Annotated in this window: 16 protein-coding genes; 4 read left to right on the forward strand and 12 right to left on the reverse strand. The window is 66.4% G+C overall.

What is annotated here, in order from left to right; translation table 11 throughout:
• Window positions 1-14: 14 nt before the first annotated feature.
• Both F2Q65_RS05955 and clpB read right to left on the reverse strand, forming a co-directional pair.
• Window positions 15-323 carry a hypothetical protein gene (locus F2Q65_RS05955; RefSeq protein ID WP_150091386.1) on the reverse strand — a complete coding sequence of 103 codons (309 nt, stop codon included), beginning with the start codon at window positions 321-323 and terminating at the stop codon, window positions 15-17.
• 33 nt (window positions 324-356) lie between these two features.
• Window positions 357-2,954 carry an ATP-dependent chaperone ClpB gene (gene clpB / locus F2Q65_RS05960; RefSeq protein WP_150091388.1) on the reverse strand — a complete coding sequence of 866 codons (2,598 nt, stop codon included), beginning with the start codon at window positions 2,952-2,954 and terminating at the stop codon, window positions 357-359.
• Window positions 2,955-3,292: 338 nt separating this feature from the next.
• Here clpB and F2Q65_RS05965 point away from each other — a divergent pair, with 338 nt between their 5' ends.
• Together F2Q65_RS05965 and F2Q65_RS05970 are read left to right on the forward strand one after the other, a co-directional pair.
• The gene (locus F2Q65_RS05965; RefSeq protein ID WP_150091390.1) at window positions 3,293-4,615 is read left to right on the forward strand and encodes a hypothetical protein; all 1,323 of its coding nucleotides are present in this window, start codon (window positions 3,293-3,295) and stop codon (window positions 4,613-4,615) included.
• A gap of 8 nt (window positions 4,616-4,623) precedes the next feature.
• Window positions 4,624-6,018, forward strand: coding sequence for a lycopene cyclase family protein (locus F2Q65_RS05970; protein WP_170265560.1), 1,395 nt, complete (start codon window positions 4,624-4,626; stop codon window positions 6,016-6,018).
• On the opposite strand, the gene F2Q65_RS05975 is transcribed toward F2Q65_RS05970, so the two are convergent.
• Window positions 6,019-6,942 (reverse strand): DUF6268 family outer membrane beta-barrel protein, encoded by a 924-nt coding sequence (locus tag F2Q65_RS05975; RefSeq protein ID WP_150091393.1) that lies wholly within the window; start codon window positions 6,940-6,942, stop codon window positions 6,019-6,021.
• 160 nt (window positions 6,943-7,102) lie between these two features.
• Between F2Q65_RS05975 and F2Q65_RS05980 the strand changes: the two genes are divergently transcribed.
• The gene (locus F2Q65_RS05980) at window positions 7,103-7,678 is read left to right on the forward strand and encodes a hypothetical protein (protein WP_150091395.1); all 576 of its coding nucleotides are present in this window, start codon (window positions 7,103-7,105) and stop codon (window positions 7,676-7,678) included.
• A gap of 153 nt (window positions 7,679-7,831) precedes the next feature.
• Here F2Q65_RS05980 and F2Q65_RS05985 read toward each other — a convergent pair whose 3' ends face one another.
• The 3 genes from F2Q65_RS05985 to F2Q65_RS05995 form a co-directional block, all read right to left on the reverse strand.
• Entirely contained in the window at window positions 7,832-9,229 is a 1,398-nt protein-coding gene (locus F2Q65_RS05985) for an efflux RND transporter periplasmic adaptor subunit (protein ID WP_150091397.1), read from the reverse strand.
• A gap of 168 nt (window positions 9,230-9,397) precedes the next feature.
• On the reverse strand, window positions 9,398-11,776 hold the full coding sequence (locus tag F2Q65_RS05990; RefSeq protein WP_150091399.1) for an ABC transporter permease: 2,379 nt from the start codon (window positions 11,774-11,776) through the stop codon (window positions 9,398-9,400).
• Between the two features lie 206 nt (window positions 11,777-11,982).
• On the reverse strand, window positions 11,983-12,708 hold the full coding sequence (locus F2Q65_RS05995) for an ABC transporter ATP-binding protein (protein ID WP_150091401.1): 726 nt from the start codon (window positions 12,706-12,708) through the stop codon (window positions 11,983-11,985).
• 234 nt (window positions 12,709-12,942) lie between these two features.
• Here F2Q65_RS05995 and ppsA point away from each other — a divergent pair, with 234 nt between their 5' ends.
• The gene (gene ppsA / locus F2Q65_RS06000; protein WP_150091403.1) at window positions 12,943-15,318 is read left to right on the forward strand and encodes a phosphoenolpyruvate synthase; all 2,376 of its coding nucleotides are present in this window, start codon (window positions 12,943-12,945) and stop codon (window positions 15,316-15,318) included.
• A 141-nt stretch (window positions 15,319-15,459) separates the two neighbouring features.
• On the opposite strand, the gene ilvD is transcribed toward ppsA, so the two are convergent.
• The 6 genes from ilvD to F2Q65_RS06030 all read right to left on the reverse strand — a co-directional run bounded on the left by ilvD (window position 15,460) and on the right by F2Q65_RS06030 (window position 22,832).
• Window positions 15,460-17,361 (reverse strand): dihydroxy-acid dehydratase, encoded by a 1,902-nt coding sequence (gene ilvD / locus F2Q65_RS06005; protein ID WP_150091405.1) that lies wholly within the window; start codon window positions 17,359-17,361, stop codon window positions 15,460-15,462.
• A 237-nt stretch (window positions 17,362-17,598) separates the two neighbouring features.
• Window positions 17,599-17,985, reverse strand: coding sequence for a type II toxin-antitoxin system VapC family toxin (locus tag F2Q65_RS06010; protein WP_150091407.1), 387 nt, complete (start codon window positions 17,983-17,985; stop codon window positions 17,599-17,601).
• A complete protein-coding gene (locus F2Q65_RS06015) occupies window positions 17,982-18,230 on the reverse strand; it encodes a type II toxin-antitoxin system Phd/YefM family antitoxin (RefSeq protein WP_150091409.1) in 249 nt (82 codons plus the stop codon). Before F2Q65_RS06015 ends, F2Q65_RS06010 begins: the two co-directional genes overlap by 4 nt.
• Window positions 18,231-18,337: 107 nt before the next feature.
• Window positions 18,338-19,633, reverse strand: a complete 1,296-nt coding sequence (locus F2Q65_RS06020) for an MFS transporter (protein WP_150091411.1) — start codon at window positions 19,631-19,633, stop codon at window positions 18,338-18,340.
• 11 nt (window positions 19,634-19,644) lie between these two features.
• Window positions 19,645-20,262: a response regulator FixJ gene (gene fixJ, locus F2Q65_RS06025; RefSeq protein ID WP_150091413.1), complete on the reverse strand. Its 618-nt coding sequence runs from the start codon at window positions 20,260-20,262 to the stop codon at window positions 19,645-19,647.
• Window positions 20,259-22,832, reverse strand: a complete 2,574-nt coding sequence (locus F2Q65_RS06030) for a PAS domain-containing sensor histidine kinase (protein WP_150091487.1) — start codon at window positions 22,830-22,832, stop codon at window positions 20,259-20,261. Before F2Q65_RS06030 ends, fixJ begins: the two co-directional genes overlap by 4 nt.
• Between the last annotated feature and the right edge of the window lie 48 nt (window positions 22,833-22,880).

Consider the following 22,880-nt stretch of genomic DNA (forward strand, 5'->3'; position numbering starts at 1 on the left):
ATGCGGTTTCGGCATCATTCAGCGTGCGGCAACTCCGGCTCGACGACGCCGTTGCGCACCAGCACGCGATGCACCTTGCGGCTGGTTTTGGCCAGCCGCGCGAGGTCACCGAAATCGGGGCGTTCGCCCCGGCCCAGGCGTTGTTCCCAGTCGCTCAGCTCCGCCTCCAGGAACTCCAGCAACTTCACTGAGCAGCCATTGCACGCGCCGTCGCACAGCCGGGCCGCTGGTGATTCGAACGGCAACGCCGCCCGCACCTGGCCGATCAGCCGGCGCATGGCGGTGCGGGTGTCCGGCTTTCGGCGCGGTGCCGCGGCCGCCATGGGGTGCGGCTCCGCCATGCTGCTGTTGGCCCGTCAGTCGACCAGCTCACCCTCGACCACGGAGCCGAAGGCGAGCTGGCCGTCGCGCACGTCCACCTCGATGAGGTCGCCGGGGGAGAAATGCCCGGCCAGGATCTCCTGCGCCAGCGGGTTCTCGAGCTGGGCGCGGATGGCGCGTTTCAGCGGCCGTGCGCCGTAGACCGGGTCGAACCCGGCCTCGCCGAGCAGGTCCAGGGCCGCGTCGCTGATCTCGAGCTTGATCTCGCGGTCGGCCAGGCGCTGCTTGAGGTACCGGATCTGGATGCCGGCGATGGCACGGATCTGTGCCTGTTCCAGCGGGTGGAAGACCACGATCTCATCCAGTCGGTTGATGAACTCCGGCCGAAAGGCGACCCGCACCACCTCCATGACCGCATCCTTCATCTCGGCATAGTGTGCCTCACCCGCCTTCTGCTGGATGATGTCCGAGCCCAGGTTCGAGGTCATGACGATCACCGCATTGCGGAAATCGACGGTGCGCCCTTGCCCATCGGTGAGGCGCCCATCATCGAGCACTTGCAGCAGGATGTTGAACACATCCGGATGGGCCTTTTCCACCTCGTCCATCAAGATCACCGCATAGGGCCGGCGGCGAATGGCCTCGGTCAGATAACCGCCCTCCTCATAGCCCACATAGCCGGGCGGCGCACCGATCAGCCGGGCCACCGAGTGCTTTTCCATGAACTCCGACATGTCGATGCGCACCATGGCCTCTTCGGTGTCGAACATGAACTCGGCCAGCGCCTTGCACAGTTCGGTCTTGCCGACGCCGGTCGGTCCCAGGAACAGGAAAGAGCCGATCGGCCGGTTCGGATCGGACAGCCCGGCGCGCGAGCGACGGATGGCGTCGGCCACCGCGCGCACGGCCTCGCCCTGGCCGACCACCCGCTCGCCGATCACGGATTCCATCTGCAACAGCTTGTCGCGCTCGCCCTCGAGCATCTTCGACACCGGGATGCCGGTCCACTTGGAGACGATATCGGCCACCTCTTCCGCGCCGACCTTGTTGCGCAGCAGTCGGGTCTCGCCCTGCTCCGCCTCATCGGCGGCGGCCAGCTGTTTCTCCAGCTCCGGGATGCGCCCGTACTGCAGCTCGGACATCCGCGTCAGATCGCCGGCACGACGTGCGGTCTCCATCTCCACTCGGGCGCGGTCCAGTTCCTCCTTGATGTGCGCCGTGCCCTGCACCGCCGCTTTCTCGGACTTCCAGACCTCGTCCAGATCCGAGAACTCGCGCTCCAGCTTGGCGATCTCGGTCTCCAGATCGGCCAGACGCTTCTTGGAGGCCTCGTCGGCTTCCTTCTTCAGCGCCTCGCGCTCGATCTTGAGCTGAATCAGCCGGCGGTCGAGCCGGTCCATCTCCTCGGGCATGGAGTCGATCTCCATGCGGATCTGCGAGGCGGCCTCGTCGATCAGGTCGATGGCCTTGTCCGGCAGCTGGCGGTCGGTGATGTAGCGGTGCGAGAGCGTGGCTGCGGCGACGATGGCCGGGTCGGTGATCTCCACCGCGTGATGCACCTCGTAGCGCTCCTTCAGGCCGCGCAGGATGGCGATGGTGTCCTCCACGTTCGGCTCGTCCACCAGCACCTTCTGAAAGCGCCGTTCCAGCGCGGCGTCCTTTTCCACATACTTGCGATACTCATCCAGTGTGGTGGCGCCGATGCAGTGCAGCTCGCCGCGGGCCAGCGCGGGTTTCAGCATGTTGCCGGCGTCCATGGCGCCCTCGGCCTTGCCGGCGCCGACCATGGTGTGCAGCTCGTCGATGAACAGGATGATGTTGCCTTCCTGCTTTGCCACATCGTTCAGCACCGCCTTGAGGCGCTCCTCGAACTCGCCACGGAACTTGGCGCCGGCGATCAATGCGGCCATGTCCAGGCTCAGCAGGCGCTTGGTCTTGAGCCCCTCTGGCACCTCGCCGTTGACGATGCGCTGGGCCAGGCCCTCGACGATGGCGGTCTTGCCGACGCCGGGCTCTCCGATCAGCACCGGATTGTTCTTGGTGCGCCGTGCGAGCACCTGAATGGTGCGGCGGATCTCGTCATCGCGACCGATCACCGGATCCAGCTTGCCCTGCTCGGCGCGCTCGGTCATGTCGATGGTGTATTTCTCCAGCGCCTGACGCTGCTCTTCGGCGTTGGGATCATTCACCGACTCGCCACCACGCATCTGCTCGATGGCCTTCTCCAGCGCGCCCTTGCTGGCGCCGGCCTGGCGCAGCAGGTTGCCGAGTTCACCCTTGTCCTCGAGTGCGGCCAGCACGAAGAGCTCGGAGCTGATGTACTGATCGTTACGGGCCTGGGCCAGCTTGTCGGTCAGGTTCAGCAGCTTGCCCAGGGCGTTGCTGACGGTGACGTCGCCGCCGGTGCCGGAGACCTGCGGCAAACGTTCCAAGGCCTCGCCGAGGCTTGAACGCAGCCGGTTGACATTGACATCTGCCTGGGCCAGCAGGTGACGAACGGTGCCGCCGTCCTGGTCCAGCAGGGCCGCCATCAGGTGCACGGGCTCGATGAACTGGTTGTCGCGACCAACGGCCAGGCTCTGGGCATCGGCCAGGGCCATCTGGAACTTGCTGGTGAGTTTGTCCATTCTCATCGGTATGTCCTCATGGCGAAGAAATCTTGAAAATACTGATGTTTTTCGTTCTGTGCGCGAAATGCGGGGTCCGTTGCATCAATTCAAGCACATACGGGACGCGTTGGCCCGTCGGCGTGCCAATCCTACCCTTGTGGGGGTTACGGATTCCCAATCAGGGTGTTGCGTTGCAAACCTCTAGTGTATACTGACTGTTCCAGGGGCGCGTGCCAGTCTCTTTCGTAGCATCTGGCTGGGTAGGTCGACTGGGTCGCTCGGCTGGACTCGCCGGCCGCGCTGGCCTGGCGCCTTGGCAGGCCGCCCTGACCGCTCGCATGCAGCTGCCGAATACCGAACCCGTGAACAGTCCCTTCGACCGGATGCTTGCCGACACCAGCGCCGCCTGGCGCTGGCCCGACTACCAGTCTCTGCTCGAAGGGGCACTTCCCGGCGGCGCCCCTCTCGAAGCTGGCGATCCGGGGCGGGCGCCGGGCGGTCGGCTGCTGGCGTTGATCCGCGCCGCCTGCTTCATCGAGTGGCGCTACTATTCGGTGCTTGCCCCTGCCTTTCGTGGCATCGTCGGCCTGGCGCTGGTCAACCCCCGGGGGCATGCGCCGTCGCTGACCGAAAGCGGTCTGCTGACCATCGTCGCGGGCGTACTGCCCCCTATCGAGACCGCCGATCAGGCCGTGACTGATCCACCGGCACCGGTCGATTCGGCGGTATCGCCGGAAAGTCTGTCCTGGATGCACCTGTTTCCGACTGCCGCATGCCGCTTCAACCAGCCCGATGCCGGCGGATTGATCGCAGAGGACGCGACCTGTCGGCTGGAACTGCGGCACGACGGCGCCGGCGGCGCCGATCTGACGCTGCAGGTGGGGCTGGGACCGGGACTGCGACCAGCGCTGAAACTGGAGTTGCAGCACCGCGGCCTGACCGCGCTGGCCAATCCGCCCGCGGCCGGTCGCGATCTGCGGCGCGTGCCGGGTGGGCATTGGGTGGTGCACACGCCGTCGCCGGCGGCGTTGACCAGCGGCCGGCTGCGACTCGGGCCGGATCTTGAATCGGCGCTGTCGGCAGCCGTCGGCGACGGCGCCGGCGCCTTTGCGTCGCCCTCCTTGTTGCAGCGGTTGCGCGGCCAGGCGCAGGATACGGCGGCATGGCGCTCTGCCAACGGCTATTACGAGCACAGTTTCGGCATCCATCCGTTGCCGTTCCACGGGTGGGATTTCCTGTTCGTGCCGGATGCCGAGCGCGGCCAGTCCCTGGTGATGCAGACTTATCGCGGGAGTCGCCAGTTGCGCTACGTTGAGGTCGGCTGGCAGCAGGGTGGGCGACCCAGGCGGCACCGGTTCAACCACCACGAACTGCAACTGACCTGGCCCGAACGCATTGCGGACCCTGTGCTCGGGGTCGAACGGCCGGTTCGGCGCCGACTGATTGCCGAGGGCCGCGGACTGCGGCTGACGCTGGACGCTCATGTGCAGCATTGCATCCCGCTGCTGCGAAGCGCGCGTGCGGCGGTACGGCACTTCTTCATCTGCGAGGAGATCGGCCTGGCGAACTGGACCCTGACCGACGCCAGCGGCCAGGTGTTGGCAGCGGTTGTCGACCAGCCCTGCGGCGGTGAATTGGCCCATCGTCGCTGGCGTGTGCCGGCGGCGGATCCGGCCCGGTCATGAGCCCGGTCATGAGTATGCCGCCGCCGGAGGTCATCATCGTCGGCGCCGGCCCGGCCGGCTGCGCCCTCGCCTGCCGTCTGGCCCGCGCCGACGTCTCCACGCTGCTGCTGGACAAGGCGTCGTTTCCACGGGACAAGGTCTGCGGCGACTGCCTGAGCCCAAGGGCCCAGCACCATCTGGCGCGCCTGGGGCTGCTGGACGACATCGCCGCGGAGGCCCATGCGGTGTCGCGCATCGGCTTCCAGGCACCCAGTGGCGCCCGGGCATCCGCAGACATCGCCCGGGCGCTGCGTGCGGATGCGGCGGATCCCCGGTCGATGCCGGGCCGGGCGCTGGTGCTGCCGCGCCGGCGGTTCGACGAACGGCTGTGGCGACACGCGCTGGCGGCCGGCGCACAGTTTCGCGTCGGCCATGTGCGGCAATTACTGCGCAGCGGAGAGCCGGGCACGGCTGACTCCCGCTTGGTTGGCGCTGGCGCCGGTGTGTTCGCCGGCGTGGTGAATGACTCGGTCGATAGTTCGACGAACGGCACTGTCTGTGGTGTGCTGCTGAACGGCGAACCGGTCCCGGCGCGGCTGGTGGTGGTCGCCACCGGCGCTGCAACGGGGTTGCTCCGGCGGAGCCCCCTGTACCCGGCGAGGTCGGTGCCCAATCCTGTGCACAGGCCGATGAACAGAGAGGCGCACGGGCCGCTGCACAGCGTGGCCGCGCGCTGCTACCTCAGCGGCGTTGCCATGCCGGATGCCGGTCTGCGCTTCTTCTTCGACCACCTGCCCCTGCCCGGATATGCCTGGGTGTTTCCGACCGGTCCCCGCAGCGCGAACATTGGCTTCTGGTACAACGGCAAGCAGCGGCAGTCTGCGGCGGCGCTGCTGACGCAGTTGCTCGCCAGGCACCCGGTGCTGTCCGCGCTGGCGCGGGATGCGGAGACGGTGGGTCCCGTCGCCGGTTTTCCGATTCGCACCGATTTCCTGACCGCGCCCAAGGTGGCGCCGGGGCTGCTGGCCATCGGCGAGGCCGCGGGCCTGGTGAATCCCTTCACCGGCGAGGGCATCGACTACGCGCTGGAATCCGCCGAACTGGCGGCGGAGACCGTGCTGGAGGCCTTCGGTCGGCTTGACCGGCAGCGAGACTGGCCGCACCAAGGGCCGCTGACGGCCGGCGCCCTGGCCAGCTATCCCCGCGCCCTGAACCGGCGCTTCCGTTCGCTGTTCCTGGTCATGGCAACGGCCCATCGCTATGGCTTCAATCCCTGGGTGTTCAACCGTCTGTTCGGCGGCGGCGAGCGCGGACAGCCCCTGGTGGATACCCTGGTTCGGGTCTGTTTCGGTGCCGCGCCGCCGTTGAGCCTGCTGCATCCGATCCCCATCGCACGGCTGCTGTGGAGCCGCGCCGAGCGCTGATCAGAACCGTCCGCCGATCTCCAGACCGACCAGCGCGGCCGGATCCTGATCCTCGCTGTAAAGCCGTCGACCGCCCTCGTCTTCCACCCGCAGCTCGCCGTTCAGCGCGGCACCGGCATACAGCCGCAGCCCGAGGCCCGGCGAGAACCGGCGGCCGATGCTCGCGAGCACCGGAATGCTGCGGTGCTCACCCACCCCGGCGGCGAAGGTCCCGTTGCGGTCAAGCCGGAACCGGTCCGAGCGGTAGGCGGCACCGAGGGCGAGCTCGAAGCCCGAGTCCAGCGCATAGCTGATTTGAAGCCCTGCGGGACCTGAGGGGCTGGTGGCGGCGGGATTGGACAGGCGCAGCCGGTCGGTGATGCGCCAGTCGACCATGATGAAGGGAAAGGCGCTGGTCTCTTCGATCCGCTCGTAGATACCGACCCCGAGCCCCAGGGTCAGATCGGGCCGCATGGAACGGGCCACCGCCAGGCTGGCACCGTACTCCAGGCTATCGGAAAAGCGTGCGCCGGATTCGCCGGCGGATTCGATGCTCGGTGTCAGGCTCAGCAGCCAGCCCCCCTGAGTGGACAGACTGTAGGGCACCGCCACGCCATAGCGGTAGACCTCGCCCCAAGGCTTCCTGCCACCGAAGGGGCCTCCGAAGGCGCCCAGGCCGTTGAAGTCCCAGTCGCGATAATCGAAGCGCAGGCGCAATCCCAGTGAGGAGCGCTCGTCGAGCGCCCAACGGTGTCCGATGGATGTCAGCACACCGGTATAGCCCGCATCGCCGCCGGAATCGAGGTCGGCACTGGCCTCGTGCACGGGCACCACGGCGTAGCTGGTGCCAGAGGCTGCGAGCACCGGGGCCGGTACCACGGCGGGCAGCGTGGCCGTCAGGACGGCGATGATGCCCAGCGGTGCAGCCAGAGGGGCCGCGAACATACGAAGAATCTGCAAGGTCGGAATCTCCCAATGGGGCGAACGTGCCAGCCTCACCCACCATCATCGCACCTAGCAAGCATCCGGGACTGGGCAGTCGCGACAGAAAATCTAGCCGCCGTCGTGCCTGTACGGTCATGACGACTCTGGGTAGACTGGGGCAATGCTAATTTTTGGCCCGGACCGGATCAAGGCGGCGAAACAATCAGCGCCCCCCTGGGCCTTCCTGTATCAACCCGAGCCGTTCGACACGACCATGATAAATCTCCGCTACCTACCCCTGTTACTGCTGTTTGCCATCGCCCCCGCCCTGGCGGCGCCGTTGGACGTGGGCGACGCCCTGCCGGCGATGACCCTCGAAGATCAGCACGGCGTCGGCCATGCCGTCGACGACCAGGTGAAACTGATCGTTTTCTCCGCCGATCGCGCCGGCTCCAAGGTGGTCGAGGCCGCGCTGGAGGGCTGGGATGACGACCGGCTGGCCGCCGCCGGGATCCGCTACGTGGCGGACATCAGCGGCATGCCGGGGCCGATCACCCGCCTGTTCGCGCTGCCGTCGATGCGCAAGCAGCCCTATGCCATCCTGCTGGGGCGGGAACCGGCGCAAACCGAGGCCCTTCCGCGACAGGAGGATGCCGTGACCCTGATCCACCTGCAGGACGGCACGATCAGGGCGGTGGCCTTCGTGCAGACTTCCCAAGCGCTGGCTGAACGGCTGGCTGAAGCACAGGCCGACTGACAAGCCGAACACCAGGCAGAGAAACCGGCCGATAAACAGGCCGGACATCAGACTGAGCCGCTGGCCGAGGGACCGGCAGCCTGACATCGGGCGCCTCGGTTCGGTTCAACGAGCCTGGTTCCGATGTCGGGCGCTGGATGCCGAGGGCCTTGCTCACGCCCTCGGTATGACCTCCTCCGGTGTGATCCGGATGCCGTCCGTCAGGTCCCTCGGCGGCGAAACGATCACCCGATCGCCCGCCTGCACACCGCGGGTGACCTGTACCTGCTGATCATTGCCGATTCCAAGCGTGACCGGCGTCAGCAGGGCCTTGCCACCGACCACGCGATACAGGGCCCAGCCCACCCCTTCGCCGCCGCTGGGCCATTTGCCACTCGCACGCAACAGCGCCAGACGCGGCACGGACAGCGCGTCCTGACGGCTATCGATGTAGACCCGTGCATGCACGCGGTAGTCGATGCCCAGATGCCGCCCGGTCGCGGCCAGCTTGTCCAGCTCGCCGTCGTCGAACGCGACCTTCACCGAGACCCGCTGTTGCTCGACCCCCAGCGACGACACCTTGGTGAATCCCTGGGGATCCACCCGCGTCACGTGACCGGCCAGGGTCAGGTCGCCCAAGGCCGGACCGTGGATGTCGACCCTGTCGCCCGGGCGGACCAGGCCGGCGTCGTCGCTGAGCAGGTCCACCTGCACGCGCAGCCCGTCTGGATCGCCCAGGGTCAGCAGCAGGGTGCCGGCGGGCAACACGCGCTCGCTCTCGATCAGGCGTTCCAGCACGACGCCGGCTAACGGCGCGATGATCTGCGCCCTGGCCAGACGCCGCTGCGCCTCCCCGACACGCGCCTGGGCCGCGGCCCGCTGCTGTTCCAGCACTGCCGCCTGCAGTTGCTTGCGTGCCAGATAGTCCTGCACATACTTCGGCCCGAGCTCGAAGATTTGCTGCACGACCGTGATCATCTGGTGGTTCAACTCGGAGACCGCCAGATCGACCTCCGCCTCGGAGCTCTCGGTCTTTGCGCGGCGGTATTTTTCCTCCGCCACGGCACCCTGTTTGCGCAGCGTCTCCTCGGCCTCGGTCCACCAAAGGGCGAAGTCCAGGTGCGCCTGATTGGCAGCGATCAGGGCCTGCGCCGACTGCTCCAGCGTGCCCACGGCGGCGATCCAGTCCAGCAACTCCTGCAGCGCGGTCTCTTCGAGGCGGTTGTCGGTCAATACCGCCAGCTCCGCGTCCACCTGCGCCAGCTCTGCCTGAGCGACCTCCAGCGCCGCCTGTAGGTCGTCGCTGACCAGCCGCGCCAGCACCTCGCCGGCGGCAACACGGGTACCCGGCTCGACGGTGATGGCCTCGACCCGACAATCGAAGGGCATGGTCAGACGCGCGATACGCGGCAGGGTGGTCCGTGCCCGCTCCTCCACATAACTGAGGATCTCTCCCGCCGTGACCTTCACCACCTGCACCGGCGGACCGGGCCGCAAGGCCGCGTGCAGCGCATAACCACCGATCAGCAGAACGAACGCAGCAAGGCCAAGCCAGAGATTGCGGTGTTTCATCAGTTTCTCCTGTCCCGAATTAACCGCAGAGCCGCAGAGTGCGCATATAAAACAAATGGTTACAGAAAGTTTATTCTGCTTAATCTTTCTTCTCTGCGTCCTCTGCGCCTCAGCGGTTCGAATTCAACGCCAGCGGTGCGGCTGGCGGCTGGTGGCTGGAGGCTTCTCTCACTCCTTCATGCTCAATGCCTCATTCCAGTGCATGCAGTTGATCCGCCGCTGCACGATCAGTTGGGCGATCAGCACGAAGGCGATGGCCAGGCCGATGGACCAGAACCACCCGGCGGGGGTGATCACCGAAGGCATCATGTACAGGTCGTTCTTGTACTGAGCGTTCATGCCCAGCAGCATCCACCAGCCCAGGGGCAGACCCAGCAGGATGCCGCCGAGATTCAGCACCAGCGTCTCGCGCAGGTACATGGCCCCCACCTCGCCGTTGCGGTAACCCAGCACCCGGTAGGTGGCCAGTTCGCGCTGACGCTCGATGAGGCTGATCAGGGCGCCGTTGAGGATGGCGCCGAAGAAGATCACGGCGCCGAACAGGATCATGACATAGGCCATGCTGCCCATCTTGACGACGAAGGTCTGCCACATGTTGGCGCGTTCCTCGGCCATGTCCTGTACGCTGAGCAGCGTCGGCAGGCGCTTGAGCTCCGTGTAGAAGGCGGTGCGCTCCGCCGGTGTCTGCGCCGTTCGCAGACGCACCGCAGAGACGGCGGCGGACTCGCCGATGAGGCGATTCAGGTAGTCGTAATCGGCGTAGACCCCCAGGCCGAATAGACTGTCCACCAGATCCGCAACCGGTACCTGTAGCGGGGTCTGCAGGCCCTTGGTCGGCAGCAGCCAGACGCTGTCGCCGACGGCCAGGTCCAGCTGTTCCGCCAGCCGGCGCGCCATGAGCAATCCCTGCGGCGGGATCGGCACCACCGAGCCGTCGGTATTGGTGGGCAGGGTCATGGTGGCGTCCGGCGTCACGCCGACAACCGCGCCGCGGTGGCGATGATTGGCGTTGACCAGGGTGGCGGAGACGACGAACAGCGGCTCCGCCCGCAACACGCCCGGCAGACGGCGGGCCTCGGTCAGCGCACCGGCATCCAGGTCATCGCGAAAGCTTACCGCGTAATCTGCCAGCAGCACCTTGTCGAACTGGAACTGCACCATGTATTTCAGCGAGTCCAGCATGCCGAATGTGCTGACCAGCAGTGCCGTGCCCAGCGCGGCGGCCACCACGCCCACCCCGGAGCGCACGCGGTTGCGGAACAGGCTGCGCAGGGCCATCTGCCAGTAGAATCCGACCCGCCGCCAGGCGCCGGTCCAGCGTTCCAGCACAATGGCGCCACCCTCGGGCGGCGGCGGTGGGCGCATGGCCTCGGCGGGATCCAGCCTGGTGATGGCGCGGACCCCGTTCACCGACCCGAGCACCGCAAACACCAGTGCCAGGGCCACTGCGGCGGCCATCAGCCCCGGATAGAGCCGGTTGGACAGGTTCGGAAAGGTGAAGAAGCCCTGATAGAAGGCTGTAAGGCCGGCGGCCAGCAGGTAGCCCAGCAGCAGGCCGAGAGCGGCGCCGATCAGGCCGACGATGACGCCGACCTGGATGAAGTGCGAGAACAGCGCGCGGTTGTCGTAGCCCAGGGCCTTGAGCGTACCCACCACCACTCGCTGCTGGGCGGCCAGTCGCATCATCAGCACGTTCAGCACCAGCGCGGACACCGACAGGAAGATCAGCGGCATCATCGCCGCCATGGTACTCAGCCCGCCCAGCTCCGCGGTCAGGTTGAGATTGGAGTCCTGCTGCTTCAGCGGGGTCACGGCAAAGACACCGAAGGGATGCAGTTGCTCCGCGAGGGCCTGCAAAACCGGCTCCGGCGCCTGTCGGGCCGCCGGGGTCAGCCGGCCGACCAGGCTGTTGGCGGCGCCATCCATGCCCAGCACGTCCTCGGCAAAGGGCCGCGCCAGGTAGAAGACACCGTAGTTGGCCGGATCCGGAACGATGCCGCCGGGGGGAATCAGGTAGACGAATTCCGCCGAGATGCCGATGCCGACGATCCGCAAGGTGCGCTGCTGACCATCCAATGTCAGGCGCAACGGATCTCCGGGGCTGAGCCCGCGTGCGTCGGCGAAGGCCCGGGAGACAATGACCTCGTTCTCCCCATCGGCGCTGAACCAGCTGCCGGCGGTCAGTACCAGATCATTGATCACCGGCGTGCGCGTTGCAGGCATGCTCAGCAACAGGCCGGAGACGGGCTCGCTGACCCCCGGCAGATCGACGATGACCGGCCGCGAAAGGCGGCTGCGCAGCTCGGCCACGCCGTCGATGGCCTGCACCGCCGCCAACGCCGACAGCGGCAGTTTCTTCAGGTCCACCCAGAAGTCCGCCAGACGGCACTGGGCGTAGTAGGCATCCCGCGCCGAGGTGAGATTGTTGGTGGTGGTCTGCAGGCCCACCAGGGCCGCGATGCCGAAGGCGACGATGGCCACCACTGCCGCCAGCATGCCCCGGGCAGCGACGAAATCCCGCCGCAGCTTGCGCGCGAGGATGGTCATTGGGAAGCCTCCAGCCGCCAGCACCCAGCCGCCAGCGGAAGAGCCCCAGCCAAGCGCCGAGGCGCTGAGAACGCAGAGATCCTATGAAACAAGCGACAGCCACGCGCGCTTTTCTCTGCGCTCTCTGCGACTCTGCGGTTCATCACTGCGCGCCGAGTGGCGTAGGTGATCATTCGTCTACTGGCGGCTGGGGGCTGGCAGCTTCTTCACCAACTGATCTCCGCCGCGCATGCCCGGCGCGTATTGCGCGTTGCGGTGATGCCGTTCATGGTCAGGTGCAGCACCGCATGGGCGAGCTGGGCCACGGGCGCGGCATGGGTGACGATGACGATGGTCGCGCCGGTCTGTTCGTTCAGGCGCGTCAGCAGATCGAGCACATGGCGGCCGGTGTTGGCGTCAAGCGCGCCGGTGGGTTCGTCACAGAAGACCACCAGCGGGTTCTTGGCCAGGGCCCGGGCAATGGAGACCCGCTGCTGCTGGCCACCGGAGAGCTGGGCGGGAAAATGGTCGCGCCGGTCGTCGAGTCCCACCAGTCGCAGGGCCTCCGCCGGGTCCATGGGGTCGTCGGCGATCTGGGTTGCCGTCTCGACGTTCTCCAACGCCGTCAGCGTCGGCACCAGGTTGTAGAACTGGAAGACGAAGCCGACGGAGCGCCGGCGGTATTCGGTGAGGTGGCGGTCGTCCAGCACCGCCAGGTTCCGACCTTCGCACCAGACCTCGCCCCGAGTAGGACGGTCGATGCCGCCGATGATGTTCAGCAAGGTGCTCTTGCCCGCCCCGGAGGCCCCCAGGATCACGCTCAACTCACCCCGGCGGATCTCCAGGTCGATGCCCCGCAGCACCGGTGTTTCCACATCGCCGGAGCAATAGGTCTTGTGCACATCCACGCAGCGGATGGCAATGTCAGGGTCGGCTGTAGCATTATTGCCCATCACTGGTCGTCCGGCTTGCGCCCGATGAGGGCGATACTTGAAAAGTAGCCTGTTTTCCGCTGGATCGCCATTCGCGCTTGCGCGGAGTCTGCTGACGGGGTTGCAAGTTCAATCCTTACCATTGACAGATTCCTTCAGTGCCCCGTGTTGCCATAAGCTATTCTTTTCTGTTTACGCGGCCCAGCCTTCGCCGGCCGTGGTGACATTAGGCGATGTTTCCAAAGGAGATCGACGATGGCTGACTATGTGCGCTGGCTGAGTGAATTGGGCATGGACGACGTGGGCGTCGTCGGCGGCAAGAATGCCTCCCTGGGCGAGATGATCCAGCATCTGACCAAGGTCGGCGTGCAGGTGCCGGGGGGGTTCGCAACGACGGCTGATGCCTATCGCGACTTCCTGGCCATCAGCGGCCTGGACAAGCGCATCGCCGACGAGCTCGAGAACCTGGACGTCAACGACATCGCCGCCCTCAGCGAGGCCGGTCCGAAGATCCGCGGCTGGATCATCGAGCAGCCCTTCCAGCCGGAGCTGGACCAGGCCATCGCGGCCGCCTATCAGGAGCTCACCGCCCAGGCCGGCAACGCCGACTGCTCCTGGGCCGTGCGCTCCTCCGCCACCGCCGAGGACCTGCCGGACGCCTCCTTCGCCGGCCAGCAGGAGACCTTCCTGAACGTGCATGGGCTGGACAACATCAAGCACCGCATCAAGGAAGTCTTCGCGTCACTCTATAACGACCGCGCCATCTCCTACCGCGTGCACAAGGGCTTCACCCACGCCGAGGTGGCCCTGTCCGCCGGCATCCAGCGCATGGTACGCAGCGATCTGGCCGCCAGCGGCGTGGTCTTCACGCTCGACACCGAGTCCGGCTTCCGCGACGCGGTGTTCGTCACCGCGAGCTATGGTCTTGGCGAAATGGTTGTCCAGGGCGCCGTGAACCCGGACGAGTTCTATGTGCACAAGCCGACGCTGGCTGCCGGCCGGCCCGCCATCCTGCGCCGCACCGTGGGCGACAAGGCCATTCGCATGGTCTATGCCGAGCCGGGCAGCAACCCGCCGGTGCGCACCGAGGACGTGCCCGAGGCGGACCGCCTAAAGTTCAGCATCAGCGACGAAGAGATCGAAAACCTCGCCCGCCAGGCGGTGCTGATCGAGCAGCATTATGGCCGGCCCATGGACATCGAATGGGCCAAGGACGGCAACGACGGCAAGATCTACGTGGTGCAGGCGCGCCCGGAAACGGTGCAGAGCCGCACCGGCCAGGTCATCGAGCGCTATCACCTGCAGGGCAAGGGCGAGGTGCTCTCCACCGGGCGCAGCATCGGCCACCGCATCGGTGCCGGCAAGGCCCGCGTGGTTGAGTCCATCCGCGACATGGAGCATGTGCAGCCCGGCGACGTGCTGGTGACGGACATGACCGACCCGGACTGGGAGCCGATCATGAAGCGCGCCGCGGCCATCGTCACCAATCGCGGCGGGCGCACCTGTCACGCGGCCATCATCGCCCGCGAACTCGGCGTACCGGCCGTGGTGGGATGCAACGATGCCACCGACCGCATCACCGATGGCGCCGAGGTCACCGTCTCCTGCGCCGAGGGCGACACGGGCTACATCTACGCCGGCGCCCTGCCCTTCGAGCACAAGACCATCGAGCTCGAGAACATGCCGGCCTCGCCGGTGAAGGTGATGATGAACGTCGGCAATCCGGAGCGTGCCTTCGCCTTTGCCGCCACGCCCAACGCCGGCATCGGCCTGGCGCGGCTTGAGTTCATTATCAACAACACCATCGGCATTCATCCGAAGGCGCTGCTGGAATTCGACGCCCTGCCGGAGGACCTGCGCGCGCAGATCGCGCCGCGCATCGCGGCCTACCCGAGCCCGCGGGACTTCTACGTCATGCGCCTGATCGAGGGCATCTCGACCCTGACCGCGGCCTTCGCGCCGCATCCGGTCATCGTGCGCATGTCCGACTTCAAGTCCAACGAGTACGCCAACCTCATCGCCGGCCCGCGCTACGAGCCGGACGAGGAAAACCCGATGATCGGCTTCCGCGGCGCCGGGCGCTATGTGGCCGACAACTTCAAGGAGTGCTTCCGCATGGAGTGCGAGGCCCTGCGTTATGTACGCGACGAGATGGGGCTGACCAACCTGCAGATCATGATCCCCTTCGTGCGTACCCTGGGTCAGGCCAAGGCCGTCACCGAGGCGCTGGCCGCCGAGGGTCTGGAGCGCGGAAAGAATGGCCTCAAGCTGATCATGATGTGCGAGATCCCGTCCAACGCCGTGCTGGCTGAGGAGTTCCTTGAATATTTTGACGGCTTCTCCATCGGCTCCAACGACATGACCCAGCTCACCCTGGGCCTGGACCGCGACTCCAGCCTGGTGGCCGAGCACTTCGACGAGCGCGACCCGGCGGTGAAGAAGATGCTGTCCATGGCTATACAGGCCTGCCGCGCCCAGGGCAAGTACGTTGGCATCTGCGGCCAGGGCCCGTCGGACCATGCCGACTTCGCCGACTGGCTGGTGCAGCAGGGCATCGAGAGCGTCTCGCTCAACCCCGACACCGTCATCGACACCTGGATCTATCTGTCCGAACAGGCGAGCAATCGTTGAGCAGGTTAACCGCAGAGTCGCAGAGGGGGGGAGAAGAGTAGGGAAAACGTAGGGGTCGAATCCTTTGCGTATTCTCTGCGTCCTCCGCGCCTCTGCGGTTTACCCGCATCGACGCTGGGCTGTAGTTAATCGGCTTCCACGCTAGTGCTCCAGCTGCGACAGGTCGCGTACGGCGCCGCGGGCAGCGCTGGTGGTCATGGCCGCGTAGGCACGCAGGGCGGCGGAGACCTGGCGCTGGCGCTCCTCCGGCTGCCAGGCCCTGTTGCCGCGCGCCTCCATGGCATGGCGTCGCTCGGCAAGGACCGCCTCATCCACCAACAGTTCGATGCGACGGCTCGCAATGTCGATCTCGATCTGATCGCCCTCCTCCACCAGGGCGATCAGGCCGCCTTCCGCCGCCTCGGGCGAGATATGGCCGATGGACAGCCCCGAGGTGCCGCCTGAGAAGCGGCCGTCGGTGATCAGCGCGCAGGCCTTGCCGAGCCCTTTGGACTTGAGGTAGCTCGTCGGATAGAGCATCTCCTGCATGCCGGGACCGCCCTTCGGGCCCTCGTAGCGGATCACGACCACATCCCCGGCCCTGACCTGATCGGTCAGGATCGCCGTCACGGCCGCCTCCTGGCTCTCATAGACCCGCGCCGGACCACGGAACACACGCAGCACCGAGGTCGGCACGCTCGTGGTATAGCGCAGCTGCTCCGCCTCGAACATGCTCTCGTCGATGCCTGCGGTCTTGACGATGCAGCCCTGCTCGGCCAGGTTGCCGAAGAGCACGGCCAACCCGCCGTCTTGGCTGTAGGCATGCTCGCGATCGCGGATACAGCCCGCGGCCCGATCCAGATCCAGCGACTCCCAGGTCCGGGACTGACTGAAGGCGACCTGCGTGGGCACACCACCAGGCGCGGCCAGATAGCGCTCGTGGGCGGGCTCCGCGCCCGGACGCATCACGTCCCAGCGTTCCAGGGCCTCGCCCATGCTCTGACTGTGGATCGTCGCCACGTCCCGATGCACGAGACCGGCCCGGTCGAGCTCGCCCAGGATGCCGAACACCCCACCGGCCCGATGTACATCCTCCATGTGATACGTCTGGGTCGCCGGCGCCACCTTGCAGAGATTAGGCACCTGCCGGCTCAGACGGTCGATATCGGCCATGCTGAAGGCGACACCGGCCTCTTCGGCCGCGGCGAGCAGGTGCAGCACGGTGTTGGTCGAGCCGCCCATGGCAATATCGAGGCTCATGGCATTCTCGAAGGCCGCGAAGCGCGCGATGGAGCGCGGCAGCACACGGGCATCATCGTCCTCGTACCAGCGTCGCGCCAGCTCAACGATTAGCCGGCCGGCCTCCAGGAACAGCGCCTTGCGCCCGGCGTGGGTGGCGAGCAGCGAGCCGTTGCCCGGGAGGCTGAGCCCCAGGGCCTCGGTGAGGCAGTTCATGGAGTTGGCCGTGAACATACCGGAGCAGGAGCCGCAGGTGGGGCAGGCGGAACGCTCCATCTCCACCACCGCCTCGTCGCTCTTGCTGGCGTCGGCGGCGGCGACCATGGCGTCGACCAGATCGAGATGCAGCTCGCCGCCATCGTGCCGGACCTTGCCGGCCTCCATGGGTCCGCCGGAGACGAACACCGTCGGGATGTTCAGCCGCAGCGCGGCCATGAGCATGCCGGGGGTGATCTTGTCGCAGTTGGAGATGCAGACCAGGGCATCGGCACAATGGGCGTTGACCATGTACTCCACCGAGTCGGCGATGAGCTCGCGCGAGGGCAGCGAATAGAGCATGCCGCCGTGGCCCATGGCGATGCCGTCGTCCACGGCGATGGTGTTGAACTCCTTGGCCACACCGCCGGCGGCCTCGATCTCGCGCGCCACCAGCTGGCCCATGTCCTTCAGGTGCACATGGCCCGGCACGAACTGGGTGAAGGAGTTGGCGACGGCGATGATGGGCTTGTCGAAGTCCGCGTCGGTCATGCCGGTGGCCCGCCAGAGGGCACGGGCGCCGGCCATGTTGCGGCCATGGGTGGTGGTGCGGGAGCGGTAGTTGGGCATGATTCGGGACCTGTGGGGTGGCTGGTGGCGCCAGTATACCCAAGGCGCCAGGAGGATCGGGGGCGACGTGGCTGCCTGGCAAGGTCAGATGCTAAGCACGCCATGAGAAGACCCGGGCGCGCTGGCCAAGGAGTTTCTCAGGCAACGGGTATCCACCTTGAAACGGATGATATTCCCGCCTTCGGTATGCCTTGTGGTTCACGCTTTTCGATTCATTTGACCTGGCCGTATGGCGGCTCAGACCACGATGACCGGATCGCCATAACGGGCAACTTTCTCGTCGTGACTGACAAGCCACATGTTGCCGACTCGACTTTGGGCGATCAACAGGCGGTCAAAGGGATCGGCATGGTGCATGGGCAGGTTTTCTACTGCCGCGGCGTGTTCTGCCTCGATGGGCAGTATGCGATAACCCGAGGCGCGAAAATAGGAGATGGCCGACTCTCCGGAGATGGGCATATCGCCACGCTGCAGGGCGTGTTTTATGGCGATCTCCCACACCGATGCGGCACTCACCCAAAGGGTGTTTTCTGGCTCAAGGAGCAACTTGCGGGCTTCGGGCGAAAGTTTGGGATCATCGGCTATGGCCCAGAGAGCAACATGGGTATCGAGCAGGAGAATCATGACCTGTTGTCACCCAGAAACAGGCGGGCAACTTCCTCGTTATTGGCATCGATATCAGCCGGCACCCTGAAGGCGCCTTTTGCCACTCCTATTCTGTGTTCAATCGGGTTTGGCTGTATTGGCACCAGGCGAGCGGCTGGTCGGCCGTTACAGTCGATAATGATCTCCTGTTCCCGGCCGCTTTCAATGGACTCGACGAGTTCCGGCAGGTGCTTGCTGGCGTCGAGAAGACTTATTGCGGTCATAGTGCTCTCCGGATGACTACATGAATTGATTCATGTCGTGTGAGCAGCGGCAATTGCGCCGTGGTTTTGTGCTTTGCGATCAATCGCGCCTTGGCAACGGGGTCAATCTATCGTTGCCGATCATCGCCGAGCATCACGGCGTCGGCGCGTCCGGCGCGCACGTCCACCCGCCAGAGCAGCAGGGCACCGGCCAGGAACAGCCCCAGCAGTGGCAGCAACGACAGCCGTGGCTCGCCGGTCAGGGCCGCGGTGGTCCCCACCAGGAACGGCCCCAGCACGGCGGCGAACTTGCCGACCATGTTGTAGAAACCGAATAGCTCGGCAGTCCGCCCGGCGGGGATCAGGCCGGCAAACAGCGCCCGACTCAGGGCCTGGATGCCGCCCTGCACCAGACCGATGGTGACGGCCAAGGCATAGAAATGCTCCACCCGGCTCATCTGCGTGGCTGCCAGCACGACGCCGGCGTAGACGCCGATGGCCAGCAGGATGCCGGGCTTCGGCCCCCAGCGTGCGCCGAGACGGCCGAAGACCAGGGCCGCCGGAAAGCCGACGAACTGGGTGATCAACAGGGCCACCATTAGGCTGGAATCCGGGAACCCCAGGTCCAGGCCATACTTCACCGCCATGAAGACGATGGTGTCGACACCGTCGATGTAGAACCAGTAGGCGAGCAGGAACAGAAAGGTATTCGGCAGCCGGCGCACCTCCAGGAAGGTCCGCCACAGCTCGCCGAAGGCCCTGCGCACCGCACTGCCCAGGGCGTGGCGGCCGGCGCCCCGGCTTTCCGGCACGAACAGCACCAGTGGCAGCGAGAACAGGGCCCACCACAGGGCCACCCCCAGAAAGGCCGCCTGCACCGCCTGAGACTTGTCCGCGAAGCCGAAAGCGCCGGGCCAGAGCACCATGGCCACATTCAGCGCGAACAGCAGCCCGCCACCCAGGTACCCCAGTGCATAGGCCCGGGAGGAGATCCGCTCGTAGTCCTCCGGCACGGCGATGTCGGTAATCAGCGCGTCATTGAAGATATTGCCGCCGAAGAAACCCAGCAGTCCGGCAAGGTAAAGCGCCAGCGCCGCCTGCCACTGGCCCGCCTGCAGCCAGAACAGCGCTGCGGTGGCAAGCACGCCCAGCAGCGTGAAGCCGAGCAGGAAGCGTTTCTTCGCGCCGATCTGGTCCGCCAGCGCCCCCAGCACCGGGGCGCTCAGCACCAGCAGCAGACTGGCGGTGCTGCCGGCATAGCCAAGCCACTGGGTGCTCTCGGCGGGGGTCAGATCCGCGGCCCAGAACTGAGCGAAGAACACCGGAAAGAAGCCGGCGATGACGACGGTGGCGAAGGCGGAGTTGGCCCAGTCGTAGAAGGCCCAGGACCAGGACGCGGCCTCGCTCCGTGCGGGCGTCGGCATGCGCGACGGATTCAGGTCGGCTCGCCGCGGGCGATGAGCGCCATGCGCACCAGCTCGGCCAGGGAGTTGGCGCGCATCTTGTCCATGACCCGGGCGCGATGCACTTCGACGGTTTTGGCGCTGACCCCTAGGGCGGCGGCGATCTCCTTGTTGGACTTGCCGTCGGTCACCATGCTCATCACCTCGTGCTCGCGCGGCGTGAGCTCCGCTAGCCGCATGGCAATGGCGGCGCGCTGGGCCCGCAGGGCGCGTTGCTTCTCATCATGTTGCAGGGCGTTGCGGATGCTGTTCAGCAGTTCCTCGTCATCGAAGGGCTTTTCGATGAAATCCACCGCCCCCGCCTTCATCGCCTTGACCGCCATGGCCACATCGCCATGGCCGGTGATGATGATGACCGGGATGCGGATCTCCCGTCGGGTCAGGTAGGCCTGCAGCTCCAGCCCGCTCATGCCGGGCATGCGCACGTCCAGCAGCAGGCAGCCGGCGCGCCCGGGATAGTAGGCGTCCAGAAAGGCCTGGGCCGAGTCGAAGGTCTCCACCCGCATGCCGATGGACTCGATCAGCCACTGCAGCGACGCGCGCATAGCCTGGTCGTCGTCCACCACGAAGACCGTTGTCACCTGGGTCATCGGCTGCTGTCCCCCGCGGTTTGCGCAGCGGTCGGTCCGGCGGCGTCGGTCATGCCGTCGCCGATCGATGATGCTGCCACCGGCAGCCGCACATAGAAACGACTCCCGCGCCCGGGGGCGGATTCCGCCCAGATGGTGCCCTCGTGATTTTCCAGAATGGTCAGACTGATCGGCAGCCCCATGCCCATGCCGCTCTCCTTGGTGGTGAAGAAGGGATCGAACAGATGCGTCATGCGTTCCGGCGGGATGCCCGGGCCGTTGTCGGCAATGCGCACCAGCGCCCAGCCGTCCTCGACCCAGGTGCTGATCTCCAGCCGGCGCGCGTCGGCCGGCTGCTCCTCAAGTGCGTCCATGGCATTGCGGACCAGATTCAGCAACACCTGTTCGATCTGCACCAGATCCACGTTCACCGGGATCTCGCCGTCGGCCAGCGCCAGCTGCCACTGTAGATCGAGCCGGGTGGCCTCGAACTCAACAAAGCCGCAGACCTCGCGCACCAGGTAGTTGAGGTCCACCACCGAGCGGATCGGTGGCTGCTTGCCCACCAGGGCCCGCAGGCGGCGGATGATCTCTCCGGCACGCTGGGCCTGGCTGGAGATGTGGCGCATGGCGTCCACCAGCGCCTCGCGGTCGCCGCTGTCGTTCTGCAGCCGGCGGCTGGCGCCGTTGGCGTAATTGACAATGGCCGACAGGGGCTGGTTCAGCTCATGCGCCATGCCCGTGGCCACCTCGCCCATGGTGCTGAGCCGGCAGACATGCACCAGCTCCGACTGGTGCTGGCGCGACTCCTGCTCCGCCCGTCGCACGGCGGTGATGTCGCGCCCGTAGATGTTGACGTAGCCCGGATCTGCCACCGGCACGAACAGCAGCGAATAGATCTGGCCGCCCTGGTCATCCTCGTGCTCGCTGGTGTTGCCGTTGTCCAGGGCCGCACGTACCTCCTCGATCCAGGGCGTGGGCAGGCGTTCGCCGGGGGCGCCTCCCCAGTGGGCCAGCAACGGCAGGCTGGCGGCATTGGCGTAGGCGATGCCGCCGTCTCCCGTCACCCGCAGGATCGGGTTCGGGCTCTCGCTGGCGAAGCGCGCCAGGCTCTTGATCTCGCGCTCTGCCTCCTTGCGCTTGGTGGCATCGTGGATGTAGAGGGTGTAGACACGCTCTGCGTCGACATCGATGGGCACGATGGACATCTCCACCGGAAACCGCGAGCCGTCCATGCGCCGTGCCTGCAGTTCGCCACGGGCGAAGGGCGCCTGGGCGTCGCCATGTCGCCGCGTGGAGTCGCGCAGCATGGCGGCGAATGCGGCGTGCTCGGCGGGGTCGAGGAACTGCGTCGCGAAGTCCGCAGCGAGGATGTCGGCGGGGGTGAAGCGCAGCATCACCCTCGCCATGGGATTGTAGTCGATGATCTGTCCGCGCTGGCTCAGGGTGACGATGGCGTCCAGCGAGGCCTCCATGATGGCCGCCTTCAGCGCCTCCGTCTCGCGCAGTTCGTGGGCGTGACGCAGGCTCATCTCTTCCCGTGCCCGGAGCACCAGGTTGGTGAAGTGCTGGATCCAGTCTTCCAGCAGCAACAGCTGGTTGCCACCCTGCTTGAATCCCGGTTGTTCGATCTCAAGCGCCCGTTGCGAAAACCGCGACATGCGCGTCAGCACCTTGTTCAGCCGTACTGATACCAGGTAGATCAGCAGCGTGAACACGCCGATGAAGGCCAGCGCGGCGATGAGCCGCTGCCGGCGCTCGAAGTCCACCACCCGCTCGGACATCTTGGCGACGCTGCGATGCGGAATGAAGGTGGCGAACAGCATGTTCCAGTTGGACGCCTCGTACCGTGGCAGGGATTGCAAGGTGACCAGGTACTCCGCCGTCCAGTCCTCGATCAGGCTGCCAGGGAGCAGCGACTGCGGCTCGTTGCTGGCCAGGATGCGCTGCTCGTCGGCGTCTACCAGCGCCACCACGGAGCTGTCCGAGGACACTGTGCCCTCGGCGGCGGTGAGGAAGGCCGCGTCGATGGGGATCACCACCACCAGATGCCCCATGCGGTAGCCGCTGGCGTCCTCCACGCGATCGCTGACGATCAGAAAGGGCGCCGGGCCAGCGCGCGTCAGCACCGCATGCACGTCCTCGTCGTCGCCGATCCACTGGCCCGCGTCCGTCAGGATGTCCGCCGGCATGGCCTGCTCCACCGCCTGATAGACCTCGCGCACCCGCCCGCGGGTGTCGATCAGCAGCACGTAGCTCGGCGCCAGCAAGGCGTTGCGGTCGAAGAAGTCCGGCAGCCAGAAAGGCCGGAACCCCTTGTAGACCACTGGCGTGATGTCCTCTTCCGGAAACCAGAACAGCGGCTCGAGGTACTGGGCGAGCCGGCGATGGTTGGCCAGCAGCCGGGCGGTGGCGGCGTAGTTGGCCATGTGCTGGTCAAACCGCAGCAGGCTTTCGCGAGCGCGCAGGTCCAGGCGGGCCCGCAGTTCCTTGCCGAAGATGCGCTCGATGGCCCGGCTCTGCACCTGATCGAGCACGCCCCAGACGCCGAGACCGGCGATCAGGCCAATCAGGATCGCGATCACCGGCATCGGCAATCGCCGCAACAGTCTGTAGAATGGCGATTTGACCTTGCTGCC

The sequence above is a fragment of the Thiohalocapsa marina genome, assembly GCF_008632335.1.
GTDB classification, from domain to species: domain Bacteria; phylum Pseudomonadota; class Gammaproteobacteria; order Chromatiales; family Chromatiaceae; genus Thiohalocapsa; species Thiohalocapsa marina.